Source organism: Tepidiphilus sp. HLB4 (assembly GCF_054823945.1).
In genome coordinates this window covers 25140-46203 of sequence record NZ_JSYB01000025.1, presented here as the reverse complement: position 1 = coordinate 46203, position 21064 = coordinate 25140, and the positions used below count along the sequence as shown (strand labels likewise).

The window sequence follows — 21064 nt, the reverse complement described above, 5'->3', positions numbered from 1 at the left end:
CCGCTGCTATCATGCAGCCATTGCCTGCACGCCGGAGGTCCTGCCATGCCCGCCCTGTTTCCCCCGGAAGAAGTCTTGCGCTCCGGCTGCGACCGCTGCCGCGAGGAAGTAGCATTCGCCTTCACTTTCGCCTTTCAGCCGATCGTGGACGTGGCTCAGCGCGAAGTGTTCGGCTACGAGGCGCTGGTGCGCGGACCCCAGGGCGAACCGGCGATGACCGTGCTCGGTCGGGTCGACGATACCAACCGCTACGCGTTCGACCAGGCCTGCCGTGTGCGTGCGATCACCCTGGCGAGCCGCCTGGGGCTGGACCGTCATCTGAGCATCAACTTTTTGCCCAATGCGGTCTATGAACCGTCCCTGTGCATTCGCAGTACCCTGGAGGCAGCGAAGGAATGTGGCTTTCCGGCCGAGAAGATCCTCTTCGAGGTGACGGAGGGGGAGCGCATCGACGAGGTCGAGCATCTCACGAACATCTTCGCCTATTACCGTTCGCGCGGTTTCCTCACCGCGCTCGATGATTTCGGCGCGGGTCATTCGGGGCTGAACATGCTGGCGCGCTTCATGCCCGATCTCATCAAGATCGACATGGCCCTGGTGCGCGATGTGCATCGTGACCGCATCAAACAGGCGATCCTGGAAGGTTTGCTGCTCACCTGTCGGGAGCTGGGCGTGAAGGTGCTCGCCGAAGGAGTGGAACAGGCCGAAGAGGTGGATTGGTTTGCCGCGCGCGGCGTGGCGCTGATGCAAGGGTATTTCTTCGCCAAGGGGGTTCGAGTGTTTGCCGCCGGTGCGCTGGTAGGCGCAAACCGGCGGCGTTCCTGCCGGATTCAGCGTAAGGCGATCCGACGATAGAAAAGGATGCACACCGAGGCGAGCACCGCCAGTCCCAGCCATTGCGCCACCGGCTCGAACCCTTCGCCCACGAGCGCGAGCGGTGCTTCCTTGCCGGTGCCCGCGATGAGCGCGGCGAGCACGATGCCCATAAGGCTCTCACCGACGATGAAACCCGAGGCGAGCAGGACGCCGCGGCGCCGGGGCTCTTCGCGTTCGGCCGCTGGTCGGCGAGCCAGGGCGCGTTCGACGGCATGACCCAGCAGCGCTCCGACCACCAAGGTCATGCCGATGGTCGGCGGCAGGTAAATGCCCAGCCCCACGGCGAGTACCGGCAGGGAACCGGCGCCGCTGCGGCGCAGGAACCGGTCGATGACGATGAGCACCACGCCGAGCGCCACGCCACCCAGGATCATCTTCCATTCCAACGTGGCGTGAAAGATGCCCATGGCGATCGCCGTCATGAGCGTGGCCTGGGGAGCGGCAAGTGCCTGCGCCGGATCCATGCCGGGGCGCGGCAGGGCGCCGGCAAACCCGTAGGCCTGGTAAAGGAGCTCGAGCACCGGCGGGATCACCAAGGCACCCACCACGCAGCCGATCATCAGGGCGACCTGCTGGCGCCAGGGGGTGGCGCCGACGAGGTAGCCGGTCTTGAGATCCTGCAGGTTGTCGTTGGAGATGGCCGCGATCGCCACCACCACCGAGGTGGTGAAGAGCGCCAGGGCCACGGCGAGCTTGCCTTCGTTGGCGCCGGTGAGCTGCGGTGCCGCGGCGCCGAATCCGAGCAGCATGAGCGAGACGAGGATCACGGCCAGGATGCCGATGCCGGAGATGGGGCTGCTCGAAGAGCCGACGAGGCCGGCCATGTACCCGGCCGCGGCGGCGATGAGAAAGCCGAAGAGCGCCGCGAAGAGCACGCAGGCGAGCACCAGGGCGCCATAGGCAAGGGGAGCAAGGCCGGAGTCGGCTGCATAGAGGAAGCGGTGGAAGATGACGAGCAACACCAGGAGCGAGGCCAGACCCACCGCCATGATCGCCCGGGGCGAGAGATCCCGTTCAGTACGAGGGGCAGCACCAGCGCCATTGCCCAGATGTACCGACTCGAGCGCGGTACGGATTCCGTCCCACATGGGTCTGGCGAGCGTGGCGAGCGTCCATATGGCGGCGACGCCGATGGTACCGGCGCCGAAGAATCGTACCTGCTGGCGCCACAGGCTCATGGCGAGCGCCGGCAGCGTCTGGTCTGGTGCGGGCGCGGCCTGAATCGTCAGCCAGGGCACGATCACGCCCCAGGCGAGGACGAGTCCCAACAGGATCGCCAGCCCCGCCGCCAGGCCGATGAGATAGCCGGCGCCGACGAGCGCGAGCGAAAAGCCCACCGACAGGCGCACCGCAGCTGCCCCGAGCGGGATCCAGGCGGTGAAGCTTTCGGCGAGCAGGCGAAAACCGCCGGAAAAAAGGGTGACGAGCGCGGCGAGCAGGCCGCCGAAGGCGATCTCGCGCGCCTGAGCCTGCCCTTGAGCGACGGCCTCCCCGTTGTCCTTCTCCCGCGCGAGTTCGCCCACGCGCAGGATCTCCGCCGCCGCCACGCCTTCCGGATAGGGCAGGGGGCTGTCGACCACCATCACCCGCCGTAAGGGGATGGTGTAGAGCACCCCAAGGAGCCCGCCCACGCCGCACACCGCCGCCGTCAGCCAGAAGGGGAATCCCTGCCAGTGACCGATCATCAGCAGACCCGGCAGGATGAAGATGATGGCCGACAAAGTACCGGCAGCCGAGGCTTGCGTCTGCACCATGTTGTTTTCGAGGATGTTCGCTCCGCGGCAACGGCGCAGCACCGCCATGGAGATCACCGCCGCGGGGATCGAAGAGGCAAACGTCAGCCCCACTTTGAGCCCCAGATAAATGTTGGCCGCGGTGAAGACCACGGTGAGCACGGCACCGAGCAGCATGCCGCGCAGCGTCAGCTCGGGCAGGTCGGTGTCGTCGGGGATGCGTTCGATCATCGGCTTTCTCCAAGTCGGTGAGTCGAAGAATATAGCCCAAATTTTTTCGCGCGCGATCCGCCTTTATCGTCGCGATCGTGCCAAACGGACGGGCTTGGCGCGATAATTCCTCTTTCCGCCAACTGCTGGAGTCTTCCTCATGCGCCGTGTCAGCCTCTCGCAATTCCTCATCGAAGAACAACGCGCCGGACGGCTCGATGCCGACCTGCGGCTCCTCGTCGAGGTCGTCGCCCGCGCCGTCAAGGCCATCGCGGTGACCATCTCCAAAGGAAAGCTGTGGGACGTGCATGGCGAGACCGGAGTCGAGAACGTCCAGGGCGAAGTGCAGAAGAAACTCGACGTCATCGCCAACGAGCTGCTGCTGCAGGCCAACGAATGGGGCGGGCACCTCGCCGCCATGGCTTCCGAAGAAGTCGAGGAGATCTGCCACATCCCCTTCGAGTATCCGCGCGGCGGCTACCTGCTTTTGTTCGATCCGCTCGACGGCTCCTCCAACATCGAGGTCAATATTTCCGTGGGCACCATCTTCTCGGTGTTGCGCAATCCCGATCGCGAGGCCATTCCCACCGAAGCGTCCTTCCTGCAGCCGGGCACGGCACAAGTAGCCGCCGGTTACGCCATCTACGGTCCGGCCACCCAGCTCGTCCTCACCACCGGCAACGGCGTGCACGGCTTCACGCTCGATCGGGAGTTCGGCTACTTCGTCTATACCCATCCTTTCATGACGATTCCGCCCCAGACGAGCGAATTCGCCATCAACTGCTCCAACATGCGCTTTTGGGAGCCGCCGGTGCGCCGCTACATCGAGGAACTCATCGCCGGCAAGGAAGGGCCGCGCGGGCGCGATTTCAACATGCGCTGGGTGGCTTCCATGGTGTCCGACGTGCACCGGACGCTCTCGCGCGGGGGTATCTTCCTCTATCCGCTGGATGCGAAGAACCGCGCCCAGGGCGGCAAGCTGCGCCTGCTCTACGAGGCCAACCCCATGGCGTTGCTGGTGGAGCAGGCCGGTGGGGCGGCCATCGACGGGCGGCGCCGCCTCCTCGAGATCGTCCCGCAGCGGCTGCACCAGCGCGTACCGGTGATCCTCGGCTCCAAGGAAGAGGTCGAGCGGGTGCGCGCCTATCACGAAGAGGCCGACGCCTCCTGATTTCTCCCCGCCCGACGCCTCGCGCCCTCGAAGAAATGGCGCGGGGCGCATCGCCCCCTCTTGAAATTTCGCCCGAACATCCCTATTATTAGCACTCGACAACGGTGAGTGCTAACAACGGGCCGCCGTTGGGTGTGTTCAACCTGTACCCGAACCAGAGGAGTCGATACCATGAAAATCCGTCCTTTGCATGATCGCGTGATCGTCAAGCGTCTGGAATCCGAGCGCAAGACCGCCAGCGGTATCGTGATTCCGGACACTGCCGGCGAGAAACCCGATCAGGGCGAAGTGATCGCCGTGGGCAACGGCAAGATCCTCGAAGACGGCAAAGTGCGCCCCATGTCGGTCAAGCCCGGCGACAAGATCCTCTTCGGCAAATACGCCGGCCAGACGGTGAAAGTCGACGGCGAAGAGCTGCTGGTGCTGCGTGAAGAAGACATCCTCGGCGTGATCGAAGAGTGATCGCGTCGCGACTCCCCTTTATTTCAGAATATTCTCAGGAGGCATGATCCATGGCTGCCAAGGAAGTCAAATTCGGTGATATTGCCCGCGAGCGGATGGTGGCGGGTCTCAATGTTCTGGCCAATGCCGTCAAAGTCACGCTCGGCCCCAAAGGTCGCAACGTGGTGCTGGAGCGCAGCTTCGGCGCCCCCACCGTGACCAAGGACGGCGTGTCGGTCGCCAAGGAAATCGAGCTCAAGGACAAGTTCGAGAACATGGGCGCGCAGATGGTGAAAGAAGTCGCGTCCAAGACCTCGGACGTGGCCGGTGACGGGACCACCACTGCGACCGTGCTCGCCCAGGCCATCGTGCGCGAAGGCATGAAGTACGTCGCCGCCGGCATGAACCCGATGGATCTCAAGCGCGGCATCGACAAGGCGGTCTCTGCCATCGTCGACGAGCTCAAGAAGATCTCCAAGCCCTGCACCACCAGCAAGGAGATCGCCCAGGTCGGCGCCATCTCCGCCAACTCCGACCAGTCGATCGGCGACATCATCGCTCAGGCGATGGACAAGGTCGGTAAAGAAGGCGTGATTACGGTCGAAGACGGCAAGTCGCTCGAAAACGAGCTCGAAGTGGTCGAAGGGATGCAGTTCGACCGCGGCTACCTCTCGCCGTACTTCATCAACAATGCCGAGAAGCAGATCGCCGTCCTCGACAACCCCTACATCCTGCTGCACGACAAGAAGATCAGCTCCATCCGTGAGCTGTTGCCGGTGCTCGAGCAGGTCGCCAAAGCGGGCCGTCCGCTGCTCATCATCGCCGAAGACGTCGAAGGCGAAGCGCTCGCCACGCTGGTGGTCAACAACCTGCGCGGCATCCTGAAGACCTGCGCCGTCAAGGCTCCGGGCTTCGGCGACCGGCGCAAGGCCATGCTGCAAGACATCGCCATCCTCACCGGCGGTACGGTCATCTCCGAAGAGCTTGGCCTGCAGCTCGAGAAAGCCACGCTCGCCGACCTCGGCCAAGCCAAGCGCGTCGAAGTGGGCAAAGAGTACACCACCATCATCGACGGGGCGGGCGATCCGGCCAAGATCCAGGCGCGCATCAAAGAGATTCGCGTCCAGATCGAAGAGGCCACGAGCGACTACGACCGCGAGAAACTGCAAGAGCGTGTGGCGAAACTCGCCGGCGGCGTGGCGGTGATCAAGGTCGGTGCGGCCACCGAAGTCGAGATGAAAGAGAAGAAGGCCCGCGTCGAGGACGCCCTGCACGCGACCCGCGCCGCGGTCGAGGAAGGCATCGTCCCGGGCGGTGGCGTGGCCCTGCTGCGTGCGCGCGAAGCGGTGCTCGCCAAAGGGCTCAAGGGCGCCAACCACGATCAGGACGCTGGCATCAAGATCGTGATGCGCGCCGTCGAGCAGCCGCTGCGTGAAATCGTGGCCAACGCCGGTGAAGAAGCCAGCGTGGTCGTGGCCAAGGTGCTCGAAGGCAAGGGCAACTTCGGCTACAACGCCGCCACCGGCGAATACGGCGACATGATCGAGATGGGCGTGCTCGACCCGACCAAGGTCACGCGCACCGCGCTGCAAAACGCCGCTTCCGTCGCCGGTCTGATGCTCACCACCGAAGCCATGGTGGCCGAAGTTCCGGAAGACAAACCTGCCGCCAACCCCATGGCCGGCATGGGCGGCATGGACATGTAATCTGCCGTTCCGGCCCGCTCGGTGGGCCGGGAAGGCCGTCCGGGAGCCCCGCGCGAGCGGGGCTCTTTTTTTGTCTGGGGAACGTATCCTCGTCCCGATGGACTAAAATGATATCGTGACTCTTGGAAAAGGAGCGTGCCATGGACGCCGTCAGTGTCGCCAGCATGATGAGCGCCATGCAACAGGCGAAGTTGCAAGACCAGGTTGGCACCGCCGTGATGAGAAAGGCGCTCGACGTGCAGGAAAGCACGGCGCAGGCGCTGCTCTCGGCCCTGCCCCAGGTGCAGCAGGCGCCGGCCGCAGCCTCGAACCCGCCGCATCTGGGCAATTCGGTCAACGTCTTCGCCTGAGCGTTGACGAATCGATTCCGGCGTACTTCGTGGCACCGTGCGCGTGGGGCCGGCGAGAGCGGCACTGAGCTGCCGGGTTACACCCCGCGTTGCCGCTCGACGAGGAGTCGCGCCGCCGTTTCGGCAAAGTTTCCTCGTTCGATCGCCGTGCGCAGCTCCGCCATGAGCGTCAGGTAGAAGTGCAGGTTGTGCGTGGTATTGAGGATGCTCGCCAGGATTTCGCCCGTGCGGTAGAGGTGATGCAGGTAGGCGCGGGTGAAATGGCGGCAGGTGGTGCAGCTGCAGGTCTCGTCGAGCGGGGCGGTGTCCTCGCGATAGCGCGCGTTGCGGATCTTCACGTCGCCGTAGCGGGTGAAGAGCAGCCCGTTGCGTGCGTTTCTCGTGGGCATGACGCAGTCGAACATATCCACGCCCGCGTCCACGCCGTGGATGAGGTCTTCCGGCGTGCCCACGCCCATCAAATAGCGCGGCCGCGTCTGCGGCAGCCTGGGCGCGACGTATTCCAGCACGCGCCGCATCTCGTCCTTGGGTTCGCCCACCGATAGCCCGCCGATGGCATAGCCGTCGAAGCCGATCTCCATGAGCCCGGCGAGCGACTCGTCGCGCAGCGCTTCGTACATGCCGCCCTGCACGATGCCGAAGAGCGCGTTGCGATTCCCCAGCCGGTCGAATTCGGCCCGCGAGCGCTGAGCCCATCGCAGCGACAGACGCATCGATTCGGCCGCCTGCGTTTCGGTGGCGGGGTAGGGCGTGCATTCGTCGAAGATCATCACCACGTCGGAATCGAGCACGGTCTGGATCTGCATCGAGACTTCCGGGGTGAGGAAACAGCGGGCCCCGTCGATGGGGGAGGCGAAGCGCACGCCTTCTTCGCTGATCTTGCGCAGCGCTCCGAGCGAGAACACCTGGAAACCGCCCGAATCGGTGAGAATCGGCTTGTTCCAGCCCATGAAGCGGTGTAGCCCCCCGTGGCGGCGGATCACCTCGAGCCCCGGGCGTAGCCAGAGGTGGAAGGTGTTGCCGAGCACGATCTGCGCGCCCACGTCTTCGAGCGCCGTCGGCGTCATCGCCTTGACGGTGCCGTAGGTGCCCACCGGCATGAAAATGGGGGTCTCCACCGTGCCGTGCGCCAGATGCAGCCGTCCGCGCCGGGCGGCGCCGTCGGTGGCAAGCAGGGTAAAGGCGGGAGTATCGCTCATGGGAATTCCTCGATGACCGGAAGTCAGCGTGCGAAGCGGCGCGGGATGAACATCGCGTCGCCATAGCTGAAGAAGCGGTAGCGCCGTTCGATCGCGTGGGCATAGGCGCGGCGGATGCGATCGAGCCCGGCGAGCGCCGACACCAGCATGAGCAGCGTCGAGCGGGGCAGGTGGAAGTTCGTCACCAGCGCATCGACCACGCGAAAATCGTAGCCCGGCGTGATGAAGAGCTCGGTCTCGCCGCTGCCGGGGCGCAGCGCTCCGCCCTGGGCGGCGCCTTCGAGGGCGCGCAGGCTGGTGGTGCCCACGGCGATCACGCGGCGGCCGCGCGCTTTTGCCCGGGCGACGCGCGCCACCGTCTCTTCCGGGATCCAGTAGCGTTCGCGGTGCATGCGGTGTTCGTCGAGGCGCTCGACGCGCACCGGCTGAAACGTGCCGGCGCCGACGTGCAGCGTCACCCAGGCGGTGTCTACGCCGTGCTCAGCCAGCTGCCGTAGCAGGGATTCGTCGAAGTGCAGGCCGGCGGTGGGCGCGGCCACCGAGCCGGGTGTGCGGGCATAGACCGTCTGGTAGCGCGCTTCGTCTTCCGGCTCGGCCGGGCGGGCGATGTAGGGCGGCAGCGGCAGCCGGCCATGGCGCTCGACGAGCTGGGGCAGATCGCCTTCGCCGACGAGCCGAAGGTGGTAAAACTCGCCGTCGCGGCCCACGACTTCGACGTCGAAAGCCTCTTCCAGCCGCAGGCGCATGCCCGGGCGCGGGGGCTTGCTCGCGCGCACCTGGGCGAGCGCTTCCTGCGTGCCGACGAGCCGCTCGACGAGCACCTCTACCGCGCCGCCGCTTTCCTTGCGCCCAAAAAGGCGCGCGTGGATCACCCGGCTGTCGTTGAAGACGAGCAGGTCGCCTTCTTCGAGAAATCCGGGCAGATCGCGAAAGAGCCGGTCGTGCAGCGCTTCGCCCTCGAGCACGAGCAGACGGCTGGCGCTGCGCTCGGGTAGCGGCGCCTGGGCGATGAGCTCGGGCGGCAGGGAAAAATCGAAGTCGTGCACCGTCAGCGACGGGGCTTTGCGTAGGCTGGGTTCTTGCATATAATCTTTCTTTCGCGCCGGGATGGCGGAACAGGTAGACGCAGCGGACTCAAAATCCGCCGGTGGCGACACCGTGAGGGTTCGACTCCCTCTCCCGGCATTTTATCATCAGGCGCATTCTTTCCCTTGGATGGGCCGATGCCTGGCAGCCCGGAATGGACGGCTGCAGGGCGGCTTGTCGCCTCGATACCTCGACTGCCAAGACCCTTTGCCCGGATTCTACTCGAGGTGGTTTTCGCGGTGCACGACCCTTTCCTGGTTTATTCCTCCCCTTCATCGGCATTTTTCTCCGTGAACCATTGCCTCAAAAATTTTTTGTGCTATTATTCAAACAAACGTAAGAAACAATTGGTGCATCCCATGCGTTCTCCAGAGTTCCCTCCCTCCCTTGGTGGTCGCGCTCGCCTTCGGGCGAGCGCCTTTTTTTGCCAGAAAGAGGAGTATGGGTCGGCTATCATGGAAGCTCGATTCGTGTCCTCAGGAGAAAACCATGTCGGATGTGCTGCCAGATCGTCAACCGGAATTGCGGGTGATGCCAATGCCTTCGGATCTCAATCCGGCGGGCGACGTGTTTGGGGGCTGGGTGATGGCGATGGTCGACATCGCGGGGTCCTTGCCAGCGCGCCGTCGCAGCCGAGGGCGCGTGGCCACGGTGGCGGTCAACAGCTTCGTGTTCAAACAGCCCATTGCCGTGGGTGACGTGGTGAGTCTGTATGCGGAGATCGTCTCGGTGGGGCGTACCTCGATCACGGTGGACGTCGAAGTCTTCGCCGAGCGCCATCCCGAGCGTCCGGTCGTGGTGAAGGTCACCGAAGCCCGGCTCACCTACGTGGCGCTCGATGCGCAGGGCAACAAACGCCCCATAGAGGGGAGCTGAACGGTCCGGCTTGCCGAGGAGGCTTCGTCGGAACGTGGCAGGTAAAAAAGAAAGAGCGGGCGTATGCCCATCGGTTCGTGACGAAGAGGAGGAGACGAGCAATGAAGAAGAAACTTTTGGCCGTGGTAATTCCGTCGTTGTTCGCCGCCAGTTCCACGGCGCTGGCCAGCGGTTTTCAGCTCATCGAACAGAGCGCGAGCGGCATCGGCAATGCTTATGCTGGTTCGGCTGCCGTGGCCGACGATGCCGGAACAATTTTTTATAACCCGGCGGGAATGACACGTCTGAAAGCCCGCGAGGTCTCACTCGGCGTGGCGGCGATCAAACCCAGTTTCAAGTTCGATGACAGAGGGAGTCTTGCGGCGCCAGGCGCACCCTTGACCGGCAGCAACGGCGGGGATGCCGGCGGTTGGGCAGCGGTACCCAACGGCTATTATTCGCAGAAGATCAACGATCGCTTGTGGCTCGGCCTGGGGATGAGCGTGCCCTTCGGTCTCGTGACGGAGTACGACGACGACTGGATCGGCCGATTCCATTCGACCAAGTTCGAGATCAAGACGATCAACGTCAATCCTTCCCTGGCATTCAAGGTGAATGAGGTGGTCTCGCTGGGATTCGGGGTGAGCGTACAGCGTTTCGAGGCGACATACGATCGCTACGCAGGCGTGGCGGCGCCGGGGCCTCTGAAATCCTTCGGTGTAAGCGATGCGGCGATGCAGCGAACCAAGTTACGCCTCGAAGCGGACGATGTCTCCTGGGGGTGGAACGTGGGCATACTCTTTACCCCCACCGAAAGGACCAAGCTGGGGTTCTCCTATCGATCCAAGGTGAAGCACGATCTCGATGGCGACATCGAGGCCAGAGGCCCGGCTGCGCCGGTGCTGAGGAACCCACGGGTTGGCTTGGCCGGCGTCGACGCCGAGGTGTCGGTGGATCTGCCAGATACCTTCATCGCCAGTGCGGCGCAGGGAGTTGGTGAGCGGTGGGAGATCCTCGCCGACGTGTCGTGGACTGGCTGGAGCAGTCTGAACGTGCTGCCAATCTACCGTTCGAGCGGGGTTCAGTCCGGTTCGGTGGCCGATACTTTGGCTACTCGTTTTCAGGATACATGGCGCGTGGCTTTGGGAGCACGCTATCGTTACGATGAGCACTGGTTACTGAAGTTTGGGGTGGCCTACGACGAGTCGGCGGTGCGCGATGCCGAGCGTCGGCTCACGGCGCTGCCGGACAACGACCGCATCTGGGTATCGCTGGGGGCTCGCTGGATGCCGGATGCCGACAACCGGGTAGACCTAGGGCTGGCGTATCTGTTCATCGACGACACGCGCATCGACCGCAACGCGATGGCTGAAGGGAAGGGATGGGTGCGTGGCCAATACGAAGGCGATGTGTGGCTGGCTGGGGTGCAATATTCCCGTTCGTTTTAAGTGTGCGGGTTTGGCGAGCAGGGTATTCGTGTGAAGCAAGGAGAAGCGAGTGGAACGTCTGAGGATCCGCAAGGTGGCCGTGCTCGGCGCCGGGGTGATGGGGGCGCAGATCGCCGCGCATTGCGCCAATGCCGACCTGCCGGTGGTGTTGTTCGATCTACCCTCGGGCGAGGGGGATCGCAATGCGACGGTGCTCAGGGCGCTCGAGGGGCTGAAGCGCCTCGATCCGGCGCCGCTGGCCGAGTCGCAGCGGCTCGGCTGGATTCAACCGGCCAATTACGACGACGATCTGGAGGCGCTGCGCGAGTGCGATCTGGTGATCGAGGCGATCGCCGAGCGCCTGGACTGGAAACAGTCCCTTTATGAACGCGTGGCGCCTTTTCTCGCGGAAGGGGTCACGCTGGCCTCGAACACGTCGGGCCTGTCGATCACTGCGCTCGCGCAGGCGCTGCCCGAGGCGGTGCGCCGCAATTTCTGCGGCATCCATTTCTTCAATCCACCGCGCTACTTGCCGCTCGTGGAGCTGGTGCCGCATGCGGGTAGCGACGCAGCACGGCTCGATGCGCTGGAGGGTTGGTTGACGACGCGCTTGGGGAAATCGGTGATCCGGGCCAAGGATACGCCCAACTTCATCGCCAACCGCGTCGGCGTGTTTTCCATCCTCGCGGTGATGCATCACACGCAGCGGCTGGGCCTGGGGTTCGACGAAGTCGACGCGCTCACGGGGCCGCGCATCGGCCGTCCCAAAAGCGCGACGTACCGCACGGCCGACGTGGTGGGGTTGGACACGCTGGCACACGTCATCGGGACGATGCAGACGACCCTGCCCGACGATCCCTGGCATGAGATCTTTCGCGTGCCGCCGTGGCTTGAGGTTTTGATCCGGCAGGGTGCCTTGGGGCAGAAGAGCGGCGCCGGGGTCTATCGCAAGGAGAAAGGGAACATCCTGGTGCTCGATCTATCCGCCGGGACTTACCGTCCGGCCCAGGGAGAAGTGGCGCCGGAAGTGGAGGAGATCCTCGCCCTGCGCGATGTGCGCGAGCGCTTTGCCCGGCTACGCGCGAGCGGGCATCCTCAGGCCCAGTTTCTGTGGGCGCTGTTTCGCGACGTGTTCCACTACTGCGCTTTCCATCTGGCGACGATCGCCGACAGCGCCCGCGACGTCGATCTGGCGATGCGCTGGGGGTTCGGCTGGGCCATGGGGCCTTTCGAGACCTGGCAGGCGGCGGGTTGGCGCGACATCGCCCGGTCGATCGAGGAAGATCGTGCCGCCGGCCTCACGCTCGCCAACGTGCCGCTGCCAGCCTGGGTGGAGGGGCTCGAAGGCACGCACTCGGCCAAGGGTTCGTGGAGCGCGGCGCGCAGCACGTGGGTGGGACGCTCTTCGCTCGCGGTATATCGGCGTCAGCTCTATCCCGACAGGGTCTTGGGGGAAAGATTCGACGATCCGGGCGAGACCTTGTGGGAGAACGAGGGGGTGCGCCTGTGGCGTCGCCCCGATCAGGACCAGGGCGTGGGGATCGTCTCGGTGCGCACCCGCCATCACACGCTGGGCGCAGCGGTGATCGAGGGCATCCTGGAGGCAGTGGCGCGGGCCGAGCGTGAGCTCGATGCGCTGGTGCTGTGGCACGAGGCTCCGTTTGCGCTGGGCGCCGACCTGAAGCAGGTGCTCGAGGCGGCACAGGCTGGCCGGTTCGATCAACTGGAGACCATGGTCGAACGATTCCAGCAGGCATCCATGCGGCTCAAGCACGCCGAGATTCCCGTGGTGGCGGCGATCGAGGGCATGGCCTTGGGCGGGGGCTGCGAGTTCGCTCTGCATGCGGCGCATCGGGTGTTCGCGCTCGAATCCTACGTCGGTCTGGTGGAGGTGGGCGTGGGGCTCATTCCGGCCGGGGGCGGATGCAAGGAACTGGCGATCCAGGCGCATCGCATGGCCCGGCGTACCGCTGGCGGTGACGTCTTCGCGTTCATTCAGCCGATGTTCGAGCAGGTGGCCAAGGCCAAGGTCTCGCGCAGTGCGCTCGAGGCGCAGGCGATCGGCTATGGCCGGGCCGGGGACGACGTGGTGATGCACCCGAAGGAATTGCTCTATGTGGCGATCCGTCGTGCCCGCTCTCTGGCCGAGGCGGGCTACCGTCCGCCGCTGCCCGAGCGTGAGGTCGTGGTGGCGGGGCGAAACGGCATTGCCACCTGCGAGATGATGCTGGTCAATATGCGCGAAGGGGGATTCATTTCCGAGCACGACTACCGTGTCGGCAAGGGGGTGGCCACTGCGTTGTGCGGAGGGGAGGTGGAGAGCGGAGCCCGGGTGCCGGTGGAATGGCTGCTGGCGGTGGAGCGGCGCGAATTCATGGCGCTGCTGCGCACGCCCCAGACGTTGGAACGCATCGCACATACGCTCGCAACGGGCAAACCGCTGCGCAACTGAGGAAAGGAGCAACGATGAGCAAACGAGGGCAGGATGCCTATGTGGTGGCAGCGGTACGCACGCCGGTGGGTCGCAAGGGCGGGATGCTACGCCATGTACGACCGGACGACATGCTGGCGCACGTGCTGCGAGCGGTGACGGAAAAGGTGCCGTCGCTCGATCTGGCGGAGATCGGCGACGTGATCACGGGCTGCGCCATGCCCGAGGCCGAGCAGGGGATGAACGTGGCCCGCATCGGCCTCTTGCTGGCTGGTTTTCCGGTGCAAGTGCCGGGCGTGACGATCAACCGCTTCTGCGCTTCCGGCCTGCAGGCGGTGGCCGACGCGGCGGCGCGCATCCGCTTGGGTGAGGCCGACGTGATGGTCGCCGCGGGCACCGAGTCGATGAGCGTGATGCCGCAGATCATGGGCAACAAGGTGAGCCTCAACCCGAAGGTGGTGGAATCGGACGAGAACCGGGCCATCGCTTACGGGATGGGGTTGACCGCCGAGGTGGTGGCACGCAAATATGGCGTGTCGCGTGAGGATCAGGATGCCTTCGCCCTGGAATCACACCGCAAGGCCGTGGCGGCAATCGACGCAGGGTACTTCCGCGACGAGATCGCTCCCCTGATGGTACGAACGCACCTGCCCGGCGCCGAGGGAACGGTGGCGGTGCGCGAGTCGATGGCCGAGATCGACGAGGGGCCGCGGCGCGATACCTCACCGGAGCGGCTCGCCTCCCTCAAACCGGTATTCGCTGCGCGCGGCAGCGTGACCGCCGGCAACAGCTCGCAGATGTCCGACGGGGCGGGGGCAGTGTTGCTGATGTCCGAAGCGGCGCTCGAACGCTATGGAGTGCGGCCCATTGCCCGCGTGGTATCGTACGCGGTGGTCGGCGTGCCGCCGGAGGTGATGGGAATCGGTCCGGTGGAAGCCATCCCCCGAGCCTTGCAGCGTGCCGGCCTGAAACAGGATGATCTCGACTGGATCGAGCTCAACGAGGCGTTCGCGGCGCAATCGTTGGCGGTGATGCGCACGCTGGGGCTGGATCCGGTCAAGGTGAATCCACTGGGCGGGGCGATCGCTTTGGGCCATCCTCTGGGGGCAACCGGAGCGATCCGTACCGCCACCCTGATGGCGGCGATGCAACGCGACCCGAAGGTGCGCTATGGCATGGTGACGATGTGCATCGGCACGGGTATGGGGGCAGCGGGGATCTTCGAGCGGGTGTAGACGGGAGGAAGCATGGCACAGACGGTGCTGTGGGAGGTGGTCGACGGAATCGGACGGTTGGAGCTCAACCGTCCGGAGTCGCTCAACGCCTTGTCGTTCGACATGATGGAAGCGCTCGACGCGGCGAGCGCCGCCCTGGTGCAGCGTCCCGATCTGCGCGTGCTGGTGGTGAGCGGGCGCGGCGGGCATTTCATGGCCGGCGGCGACATCCGCGATTTCTCCCGCCTGCTCGACCGCACGCCCGGCGAGCGACGTGAAACGTTTCGCACCGCGATCGAGCAGCGGGTGAATCCGGTGGTGGAGCGCCTGAGCCGCGTGCCCTGTCCGGTAGTGGCGAAGGTGAGCGGCGCCTGCGCCGGCTTCGGCATGTCGCTCATGCTCGCCTGCGATCTGGCGATCGCCTCGAGCGACGCGGTGTTTACCACGGCCTATGCCATGCTGGGGCTTCCGGCCGACGGGGGGTTGTCCTACTTCTTACCCCGGGCGGTCGGTAGCCGGCGTGCGGCGGAGCTTTTCCTCCTCTCGGAGCGATTCGACGCGCAGCGTGCCCTGGAGCTGGGGATCGTCAACCGCGTGGTCGCGCCCGAAGCGCTCGATGCCGAAGTCGAGGCGCTGGCCGCACGCCTGGCCGCCGGACCGAGCTATGCCTATGGGCGTATCCGCTCGCTGCTCGCCGATTCGCTCGAACAGAGCCTGGAAGCGCAGCTCCTCGCCGAGGCCGAGGCGTTTGGCGACTGCAGCGCCACCGAGGATTTCGTCGAAGGCATCGAAGCCTTCCTCGCCAAGCGCAAGCCACGTTTCCGCGGTCGCTGAACGCGCTTTCGGTGCATGCCTCGATCTTCCCCGCTTGGCGGGAATGCCGGACGGCTTTATCATTGCCGAGGTAAAGGACGGCGGAGCGCTGAGCGTGCAGTGGGTGATCGGCGGGATCCTGGTGGCGAGCATCGCCTGGGTGGTGTTCGAGGTCGTGCGCTGGTGGCGTGTCCGGCAACGGATGGCTTCTCCGCCTTTGCCGCAGTCGGCCGCTCCTTTCGGGCTCGATCTCACGGTGAAGACGCTGGAGCGCCGCTGTGAGGCGATGCAGCACGCGCTCGATGAGCACGCCCGTCAGCTGCAGCAGATCCTCGACCGATTGCAGCGCCTCGAACAGTCTGCTGCGGCAGAACCGGCTCCGGCGCCTTCCGCCGTCGAACCGCTCGCCGCTTCCCCCGAATATGTAGAGCCGATGGTGCTTGCCCGCCGCGGGCTCGATGCACCAGCGATCGCCGCGCGCTGCGGCATCACGCTCGGCGAGGCGGAGCTGTTGGTGGCGATGGCGCGCGGCGACCGGGGAACTGCACCATGAAGGCGGGCAAGGGGACTTCCACACCTTTTCCCTGGAAGCGGGTGGTGCCCGCCTCGGTGCTCGCCGCCGTGGCGGCTTTCGCGCTGTGGTACCTGGCGAACGAGCAAAAGGCGCCCGAACCTGCGCCCCCCGTCGCGGTGCCCGTCGTTGCGGCGAAAGTGTCGGCGCGCGTTGCCCCTGTTTCTCCCGAACCGCCCTCCGGAAACGCCAGCGCTTCGCCGGAGCAAACTCGCCCCGAACCGGCTGCGCCGGAACGCGCCACGGCCGAGCATACCGAGCGCATTTCTCCCGGCAACGATCTCCGCGGAGCGGAAACCCTGCACGGCGAGGCGTCTGCGCCCGCCCCATCGGCGGAAATGCCGGACAAATCTCCTCTTGCTATGCGTTCGAAACCTCTGGACAAGGGATATTATGTGCCGGTGGGCGTGTTCGGCCGGCTGGACGCCGCCGAGCGACTCGCCGGGCAGCTGGATGCGCTGGGTTTTCCGGCGCGGCTGCAGTCCAGGGTGTTGGTCGGCCCTTATGCCACGCGCCAGGAAGCGCAGCAGGCGGCCGAACGGCTCAAACGCCAGCACAAGCTCGGCGCTGCCGGTGTGATGCAGGTCAAGTGAGACATTCAAATCAACGGTAAGGAGGTGTGCGATGAAACTGCAAAGTCCGGTGTTGGGCGAAGTGGACGTGGCCGAAGACAAGGTGATCGAGTTTCCCAATGGCCTACCAGGGTTCGAGGCGTGCAAGCGTTTCATGCTGGCGCACGATGCGGAAGGGAAGGCGGGCGAAGATCGTCCCAAGGTCTTCATCCTGCAGAGTCTGGACGATCCCGAGGTGGCCTTTTCCGTGGTGAACCCGGATGCCTTGGGCGTGCGCTACGAGATCACCCTCTCCGACGGCGAGGCGGCCCAGTTGCAGATCGAAAAGCCCGAGGATGTGGCCTTGGCCGTGATCGTGCGCCGAGCCGATGGAGCCGAGGCGAACACGCCGCAGGACACCGGCTTGCGGGCGAACTTCATGGGGCCGCTCCTCATCAACACCGCCGCGCGCCGCGGACTGCAGAAAGTGCTCGAGCGCTTCAGCTGTGAAATGGTCGTGCGGGCGTAAGGAGCAGGGCAATGCGACGTCACGTCAATACCGACAAGGCTCCGGCAGCGATCGGCACCTATTCCCAGGCAGTGTTCGCCGGAGACACGCTCTATGTCTCCGGCCAGCTTGGGCTCGATCCGGCCACGATGACCCTGCCGCCGGAATTCGCCGCGCAGTGCGAGCGGATGTTCGCCAATCTCGAGGCGGTGGTGGAGGCGGCCGGGGCGAGCCTCGATCAGGTGGTGAAGCTCACGGTCTTTCTCACCGATCTATCATACTTTGCCACCGTCAACGAGGTGATGGCGCGCTACTTCGCCGCGCCCTATCCGGCGCGCTCGGCGGTGGAGGTGAAAGGGCTGCCGCGCGGGGCGATGGTGGAGGCCGAGGCCGTCGTCTGGCTGGGGGTGTGATCCGGCCTTGCCCGCGCAAGCGCCTTTCCGCCATCCGCTGGAATCCTGGCCGGGCGTCGGCCCGGCGGTGGCTTCGCGTCTGGTGAAACTCGGGGTGATGCGCCCCGAGGATCTCCTTTTTCTCTTGCCGCTGCGCTACGAGGACGAGACGCGCATCACGCCCGTGGCGCAGGCGCAGGCCGGTTCGTCCGTACTCGTGGAAGGCCGCATCGTGCGCGTGGAGCGCAAGGAGGGGCCGCGGCCGCAGCTCGTCGCGCATCTGGACGACGGTACGGGGCTGCTCACGGGGCGCTGGCTGCACGTCTATCCCGGTACCGTCAAGCGGCTCGAGCCGGGACGGCACATGCGCTGGTTCGGCGAAATCCGGGTCGGTTTCTTCGGCGAGCGCGAGATGTTCCACCCGCGGCTGGTGCCGCTCGAGGCGCCGCTGCCCGATCGCCTCACCCCTGTCTATCCGAGCGTGGAGGGGTTGTCGCAGGGGCTCTTGCGCCGTCTGGTGCGCCGGGCGCTGGAGGTGGTTTCGCCCGCCGAGTGGCTCGACGAAGCGCTGCGCGCGCGCGAGCAGCTGCCGCCGCTGCGCGAGGCGCTGGAATGCTTGCACGCGCCGAGCGCCGGTGCCGACGAAGCGCGGCTGACGGCGGCGCGGCGCCGACTCAAACTGGAAGAATTGGTGGCGCAGCAGGCGTCGATGCGCCGTGCCCGGGCCGTGCGGCTCGCGGCCAAGGCACCGGCCTTGCCCGAGCCGGAAGGGCCGGTGCGGCGGGCCCTGCGCGAGGCCTTGCCTTTCACCCTCACGGCGGCGCAGCAGCGGGTGCTCGCCGAAATCGACGCCGATCTGGGAAAACCTCATCCGATGCACCGTCTGCTCCTGGGCGACGTGGGCAGCGGCAAGACGGTGGTGGCGGCGCTCGCGCTCGCGCGGGCGCTGGATGCGGGCCATCAAGGGGCGCTGATGGTGCCCACCGAGATCCTCGCGATACAGCACGCGCGCAAGCTCGGCGAGTGGCTAACCCCGGCCGGAGTCGAAGTGGCCTTGCTCTCCGGCGCCACGCCGGCGCGCAGCGCGCAGACCTTGCGCGCCCGGCTCGCGCAGGGGGAACCGATGCTGGTGGTCGGCACGCACGCGCTCATCGAAGAGGCGGTGGCGCTGCCGCGTCTGGCGCTCGCGGTGGTCGACGAGCAGCACCGCTTCGGCGTGCGTCAGCGCTTTGCCTTGCGTGCGAAGGCGGGCGAGGGGCTCTCGCCGCACCTTCTGATGATGTCCGCCACCCCCATTCCGCGCACGCTCGCGCTGGCGATCTACGCCGACCTGGAGTTGTCGCTGCTCGACGAGCGCCCGCCGGGGCGCCAGCCGGTGCAGACCGTGCTGCTGTCGCAGCGGCGCCGGGGCGAGCTCATTGAGCGGGTGCGCCGCTGGTGCGCCCAGGGGCGACAGGCCTACTGGGTCTGCCCCTTGATCGAAGAATCGGAAGTGCTGGACCTGCAGGCGGCGACCGCCACCTGGCAGGAGCTCGTCGCGACGATGCCAGAGCTGCGGGTCGGCCTGCTGCACGGGCGGCTCAGGAACGAAGAAAAGCAGGAAGTGATGGCGCGGTTCGTGGCCGGTGCACTCGACGTGCTGGTGGCGACCACCGTGATCGAGGTGGGCGTGGACGTGGCCAACGCGAGCCTCATGGTGATCGATCATGCCGAACGTTTCGGCCTGGCGCAGCTGCATCAGCTGCGCGGGCGCGTGGGGCGCGGCAGCGACGCCTCCTTCTGCGTGCTGTGCTACGGTGAGCCGCTCTCGGCGACGGCGCGCCAGCGGCTCGCGGCGATCCGCGCCAACGACGACGGTTTTGCGCTCGCGCGCGAGGATCTGCGGCTGCGCGGCCCCGGCGAATTCGTCGGGCTGCGCCAGAGTGGCGTGCCCAGCCTGCGCGTGGCCGACCTGGTGGCGGACGAGGATCTCGTGCCGCTCGCACAACAGCTCGCCGACGAAGTGCTCGCGCGCGATCCGGCGCTCGCCGAAGTCCTCATCCGGCGCTGGGTGCCGGGCGGCGGAGCGTGGCTCCATGCCTGAGGGGCCGCTCTTCTTCGTGCCGCATTGGCGATCCGGTTTGCCTGTCGGGGTGCCGCGCCGTCTGCAGCCTTGGCTTGCCGAGCGGGGGTCGCTCACTGCCCGCATCCGGGCGCACTGCCGCGAGTTTGCCGTGCGTCGTCTTTGGGAAGGATGGGGTCGCCCCTATCCGGACGAAGCGATCGCCCTGAATGTGCCGAGGTGGGAGAGGGTGCGCGTGCGCGAAGTGGCGCTTCTTGCCGACGGCGTGCCGGTAGTGTTCGCACGCTCGCTGACGGCGTGGCAGGGCGTGCGATACCCGTGGCGTCTGTTGCAGCGCATCGGCAACCGTCCGCTGGGCGCGGTGCTCTTCGCCGATCCCACGGTACGCCGCGGCACTGTGCAGGCGGTTCGGCTCGATGCGCGCGATCCGCGGTATCATCGCGCATCGGCGCTGTGGCGGGAAGTACCGCCGGGTTTGTGGGCGCGACGCTCGCTCTTTTGGCGGGCGGGCGTTCCGCTTCTCGTGAGCGAGGTGTTCCTGCCGCCGATCGACCTTCTCATTACACCGACGTGACGAGCGATGGAGCCGAATTTCGACTGGAGAGCGCGCCTGCCGCTCTATTGGCAGCTGATCCGGGGGCATCGACCCATCGGTACGCTGCTGCTGCTGTGGCCGACTCTGATCGCCCTGTGGTGGGCCGCAGGCGGGGTGCCGCCGCCGGGGGTCTTCTTCGTTTTCGTGGTGGGAACCTTCCTCATGCGTTCGGCGGGCTGCGCCATCAACGACTGGGCCGACCGCGACTTCGATGCCCACGTCGAACGCACGCGCGAGCGGCCGCTTGCCGCCGGAAAGATCTCGCCCCAGGAGGCGCTCAAGGTCGCCGCGGTGCTGGCCGGGCTTGCCTTCCTCCTGGTGCTGCCCCTAGGCTGGAGGGTGGTGGCGTGGTCGGTGCCGGCGCTCGTGATCGCTGCCACCTATCCCTTCACCAAGCGCTTTCTGCCGGTGCCCCAGGCTTACCTGGGCGTGGCGTTTTCCTTCGGCATCCCCATGGCCTGGGTGGCGATCCGCGGCGAAACCGACGCGGCGTGCTGGACGCTCTTTGCCGCCAACTTCTTCTGGACCATCGCCTACGACACCGAATACGCCATGGCCGACCGCCCCGACGACCTGAAACTGCCGGTGCATTCTTCGGCCATCACCTTCGGGCGCTGGGACGTGCTGGCGGTGTTTCTCTGTTACCTCGCGGCCTTTGCCCTGTGGGCGCGCGCCGGCATCCTCGCCGGGGCTGGGGCGCCTTTCCTCGTCTCCTTGGTGGTGGCCGCGGGCATCGCTGCTTACCATCTGGAGCTCATCGGCACGCGCGAGCCGGCGCGCTGCTTCAAGGCATTCCTGCACAACAACTACATCGGGCTCGTGCTCTTTGCCGGCGTCGTGCTCGATCTGTGGCGTGCTTGAAGGGAGAACGAA

General features: G+C 66.0%; 20 protein-coding genes and 1 tRNA gene. 18 read left to right on the top strand and 3 right to left on the bottom strand.

Translation table 11 applies throughout. From position 1 onward, the window contains the following. Positions 1-45: 45 nt before the first annotated feature. Positions 46-855, top strand: a complete 810-nt coding sequence (locus OA56_RS06075; protein WP_461584072.1) for an EAL domain-containing protein — start codon at positions 46-48, stop codon at positions 853-855. On the opposite strand, the gene OA56_RS06070 is transcribed toward OA56_RS06075, so the two are convergent. Beyond that, a complete protein-coding gene (locus OA56_RS06070; protein WP_055423630.1) occupies positions 831-2840 on the bottom strand; it encodes an OPT family oligopeptide transporter in 2010 nt (669 codons plus the stop codon). The two genes, OA56_RS06075 and OA56_RS06070, sit on opposite strands and share 25 nt — an antisense overlap. 139 nt (positions 2841-2979) lie before the next feature. Here OA56_RS06070 and OA56_RS06065 point away from each other — a divergent pair, with 139 nt between their 5' ends. The 4 genes from OA56_RS06065 to OA56_RS06050 all read left to right on the top strand — a co-directional run bounded on the left by OA56_RS06065 (position 2980) and on the right by OA56_RS06050 (position 6487). Further along, positions 2980-3990, top strand: coding sequence for a class 1 fructose-bisphosphatase (locus tag OA56_RS06065; protein WP_055423629.1), 1011 nt, complete (start codon positions 2980-2982; stop codon positions 3988-3990). A 171-nt stretch (positions 3991-4161) separates the two neighbouring features. Next, positions 4162-4452: a co-chaperone GroES gene (groES, locus tag OA56_RS06060; RefSeq protein WP_055423628.1), complete on the top strand. Its 291-nt coding sequence runs from the start codon at positions 4162-4164 to the stop codon at positions 4450-4452. A 50-nt stretch (positions 4453-4502) separates the two neighbouring features. Next, positions 4503-6137 carry a chaperonin GroEL gene (groL, locus tag OA56_RS06055; protein ID WP_055423627.1) on the top strand — a complete coding sequence of 545 codons (1635 nt, stop codon included), beginning with the start codon at positions 4503-4505 and terminating at the stop codon, positions 6135-6137. Positions 6138-6277: 140 nt separating this feature from the next. Then, positions 6278-6487, top strand: coding sequence for a YjfB family protein (locus OA56_RS06050; RefSeq protein ID WP_055423626.1), 210 nt, complete (start codon positions 6278-6280; stop codon positions 6485-6487). A 77-nt stretch (positions 6488-6564) separates the two neighbouring features. On the opposite strand, the gene tgt is transcribed toward OA56_RS06050, so the two are convergent. Together tgt and queA are read right to left on the bottom strand one after the other, a co-directional pair. Then, complete coding sequence (tgt, locus tag OA56_RS06045) at positions 6565-7686, bottom strand: tRNA guanosine(34) transglycosylase Tgt (protein ID WP_141055925.1); 1122 nt, start codon at positions 7684-7686, stop codon at positions 6565-6567. Between the two features lie 23 nt (positions 7687-7709). Then, positions 7710-8771: a tRNA preQ1(34) S-adenosylmethionine ribosyltransferase-isomerase QueA gene (gene queA / locus OA56_RS06040; RefSeq protein WP_055423654.1), complete on the bottom strand. Its 1062-nt coding sequence runs from the start codon at positions 8769-8771 to the stop codon at positions 7710-7712. 16 nt (positions 8772-8787) lie between these two features. Here queA and OA56_RS06035 point away from each other — a divergent pair. From OA56_RS06035 to ubiA, 13 genes are all read left to right on the top strand, one after another. After that, positions 8788-8871 (top strand) — tRNA-Leu (locus OA56_RS06035). A gap of 390 nt (positions 8872-9261) precedes the next feature. Then, entirely contained in the window at positions 9262-9648 is a 387-nt protein-coding gene (locus OA56_RS06030) for an acyl-CoA thioesterase (RefSeq protein ID WP_028874684.1), read from the top strand. Between the two features lie 101 nt (positions 9649-9749). Further along, the gene (locus OA56_RS06025; protein ID WP_461584067.1) at positions 9750-11075 is read left to right on the top strand and encodes an OmpP1/FadL family transporter; all 1326 of its coding nucleotides are present in this window, start codon (positions 9750-9752) and stop codon (positions 11073-11075) included. Between the two features lie 49 nt (positions 11076-11124). Further along, complete coding sequence (locus tag OA56_RS06020; RefSeq protein ID WP_461584065.1) at positions 11125-13506, top strand: 3-hydroxyacyl-CoA dehydrogenase/enoyl-CoA hydratase family protein; 2382 nt, start codon at positions 11125-11127, stop codon at positions 13504-13506. Positions 13507-13520: 14 nt separating this feature from the next. Next, a complete protein-coding gene (locus tag OA56_RS06015) occupies positions 13521-14720 on the top strand; it encodes an acetyl-CoA C-acyltransferase (RefSeq protein ID WP_461584063.1) in 1200 nt (399 codons plus the stop codon). A 12-nt stretch (positions 14721-14732) separates the two neighbouring features. Further along, the gene (locus tag OA56_RS06010; RefSeq protein WP_141055938.1) at positions 14733-15533 is read left to right on the top strand and encodes an enoyl-CoA hydratase/isomerase family protein; all 801 of its coding nucleotides are present in this window, start codon (positions 14733-14735) and stop codon (positions 15531-15533) included. A 43-nt stretch (positions 15534-15576) separates the two neighbouring features. Beyond that, positions 15577-16065 (top strand): DUF2802 domain-containing protein, encoded by a 489-nt coding sequence (locus OA56_RS06005; protein ID WP_461584061.1) that lies wholly within the window; start codon positions 15577-15579, stop codon positions 16063-16065. Continuing rightward, positions 16062-16676, top strand: a complete 615-nt coding sequence (locus OA56_RS06000; RefSeq protein ID WP_461584059.1) for an SPOR domain-containing protein — start codon at positions 16062-16064, stop codon at positions 16674-16676. The genes OA56_RS06005 and OA56_RS06000 overlap by 4 nt, the downstream gene beginning before the upstream one ends. 31 nt (positions 16677-16707) lie before the next feature. Further along, positions 16708-17163, top strand: coding sequence for a flagellar assembly protein FliW (gene fliW, locus OA56_RS05995; RefSeq protein WP_461584057.1), 456 nt, complete (start codon positions 16708-16710; stop codon positions 17161-17163). A gap of 11 nt (positions 17164-17174) precedes the next feature. Beyond that, positions 17175-17555 carry a RidA family protein gene (locus OA56_RS05990; RefSeq protein WP_461584055.1) on the top strand — a complete coding sequence of 127 codons (381 nt, stop codon included), beginning with the start codon at positions 17175-17177 and terminating at the stop codon, positions 17553-17555. Positions 17556-17562: 7 nt separating this feature from the next. After that, positions 17563-19617: an ATP-dependent DNA helicase RecG gene (gene recG, locus OA56_RS05985; RefSeq protein ID WP_461584053.1), complete on the top strand. Its 2055-nt coding sequence runs from the start codon at positions 17563-17565 to the stop codon at positions 19615-19617. Then, positions 19610-20170 (top strand): chorismate--pyruvate lyase family protein, encoded by a 561-nt coding sequence (locus tag OA56_RS05980; protein WP_461584051.1) that lies wholly within the window; start codon positions 19610-19612, stop codon positions 20168-20170. The genes recG and OA56_RS05980 overlap by 8 nt, the downstream gene beginning before the upstream one ends. 6 nt (positions 20171-20176) lie before the next feature. Continuing rightward, positions 20177-21052, top strand: coding sequence for a 4-hydroxybenzoate octaprenyltransferase (gene ubiA / locus OA56_RS05975; RefSeq protein ID WP_461584049.1), 876 nt, complete (start codon positions 20177-20179; stop codon positions 21050-21052). Positions 21053-21064: the final 12 nt, after the last annotated feature.

Coding starts and splice junctions, on each gene's coding strand:
- OA56_RS06065 (WP_055423629.1), top strand. CDS start 2,980: ATGCGCCGTGTCAGCCTCTCGCAATTCCTCATCGAAGAACAACGCGCC.
- OA56_RS06050 (WP_055423626.1), top strand. CDS start 6,278: ATGGACGCCGTCAGTGTCGCCAGCATGATGAGCGCCATGCAACAGGCG.
- OA56_RS06030 (WP_028874684.1), top strand. CDS start 9,262: ATGTCGGATGTGCTGCCAGATCGTCAACCGGAATTGCGGGTGATGCCA.
- OA56_RS06015 (WP_461584063.1), top strand. CDS start 13,521: ATGAGCAAACGAGGGCAGGATGCCTATGTGGTGGCAGCGGTACGCACG.
- groES (WP_055423628.1), top strand. CDS start 4,162: ATGAAAATCCGTCCTTTGCATGATCGCGTGATCGTCAAGCGTCTGGAA.
- OA56_RS05990 (WP_461584055.1), top strand. CDS start 17,175: ATGCGACGTCACGTCAATACCGACAAGGCTCCGGCAGCGATCGGCACC.
- fliW (WP_461584057.1), top strand. CDS start 16,708: ATGAAACTGCAAAGTCCGGTGTTGGGCGAAGTGGACGTGGCCGAAGAC.
- OA56_RS06070 (WP_055423630.1), bottom strand. CDS start 2,840: ATGATCGAACGCATCCCCGACGACACCGACCTGCCCGAGCTGACGCTG.
- OA56_RS06005 (WP_461584061.1), top strand. CDS start 15,577: ATGCCGGACGGCTTTATCATTGCCGAGGTAAAGGACGGCGGAGCGCTG.
- tgt (WP_141055925.1), bottom strand. CDS start 7,686: ATGAGCGATACTCCCGCCTTTACCCTGCTTGCCACCGACGGCGCCGCC.
- OA56_RS06010 (WP_141055938.1), top strand. CDS start 14,733: ATGGCACAGACGGTGCTGTGGGAGGTGGTCGACGGAATCGGACGGTTG.
- OA56_RS06025 (WP_461584067.1), top strand. CDS start 9,750: ATGAAGAAGAAACTTTTGGCCGTGGTAATTCCGTCGTTGTTCGCCGCC.
- OA56_RS06000 (WP_461584059.1), top strand. CDS start 16,062: ATGAAGGCGGGCAAGGGGACTTCCACACCTTTTCCCTGGAAGCGGGTG.
- queA (WP_055423654.1), bottom strand. CDS start 8,771: ATGCAAGAACCCAGCCTACGCAAAGCCCCGTCGCTGACGGTGCACGAC.
- OA56_RS05980 (WP_461584051.1), top strand. CDS start 19,610: ATGCCTGAGGGGCCGCTCTTCTTCGTGCCGCATTGGCGATCCGGTTTG.
- OA56_RS06075 (WP_461584072.1), top strand. CDS start 46: ATGCCCGCCCTGTTTCCCCCGGAAGAAGTCTTGCGCTCCGGCTGCGAC.
- ubiA (WP_461584049.1), top strand. CDS start 20,177: ATGGAGCCGAATTTCGACTGGAGAGCGCGCCTGCCGCTCTATTGGCAG.
- groL (WP_055423627.1), top strand. CDS start 4,503: ATGGCTGCCAAGGAAGTCAAATTCGGTGATATTGCCCGCGAGCGGATG.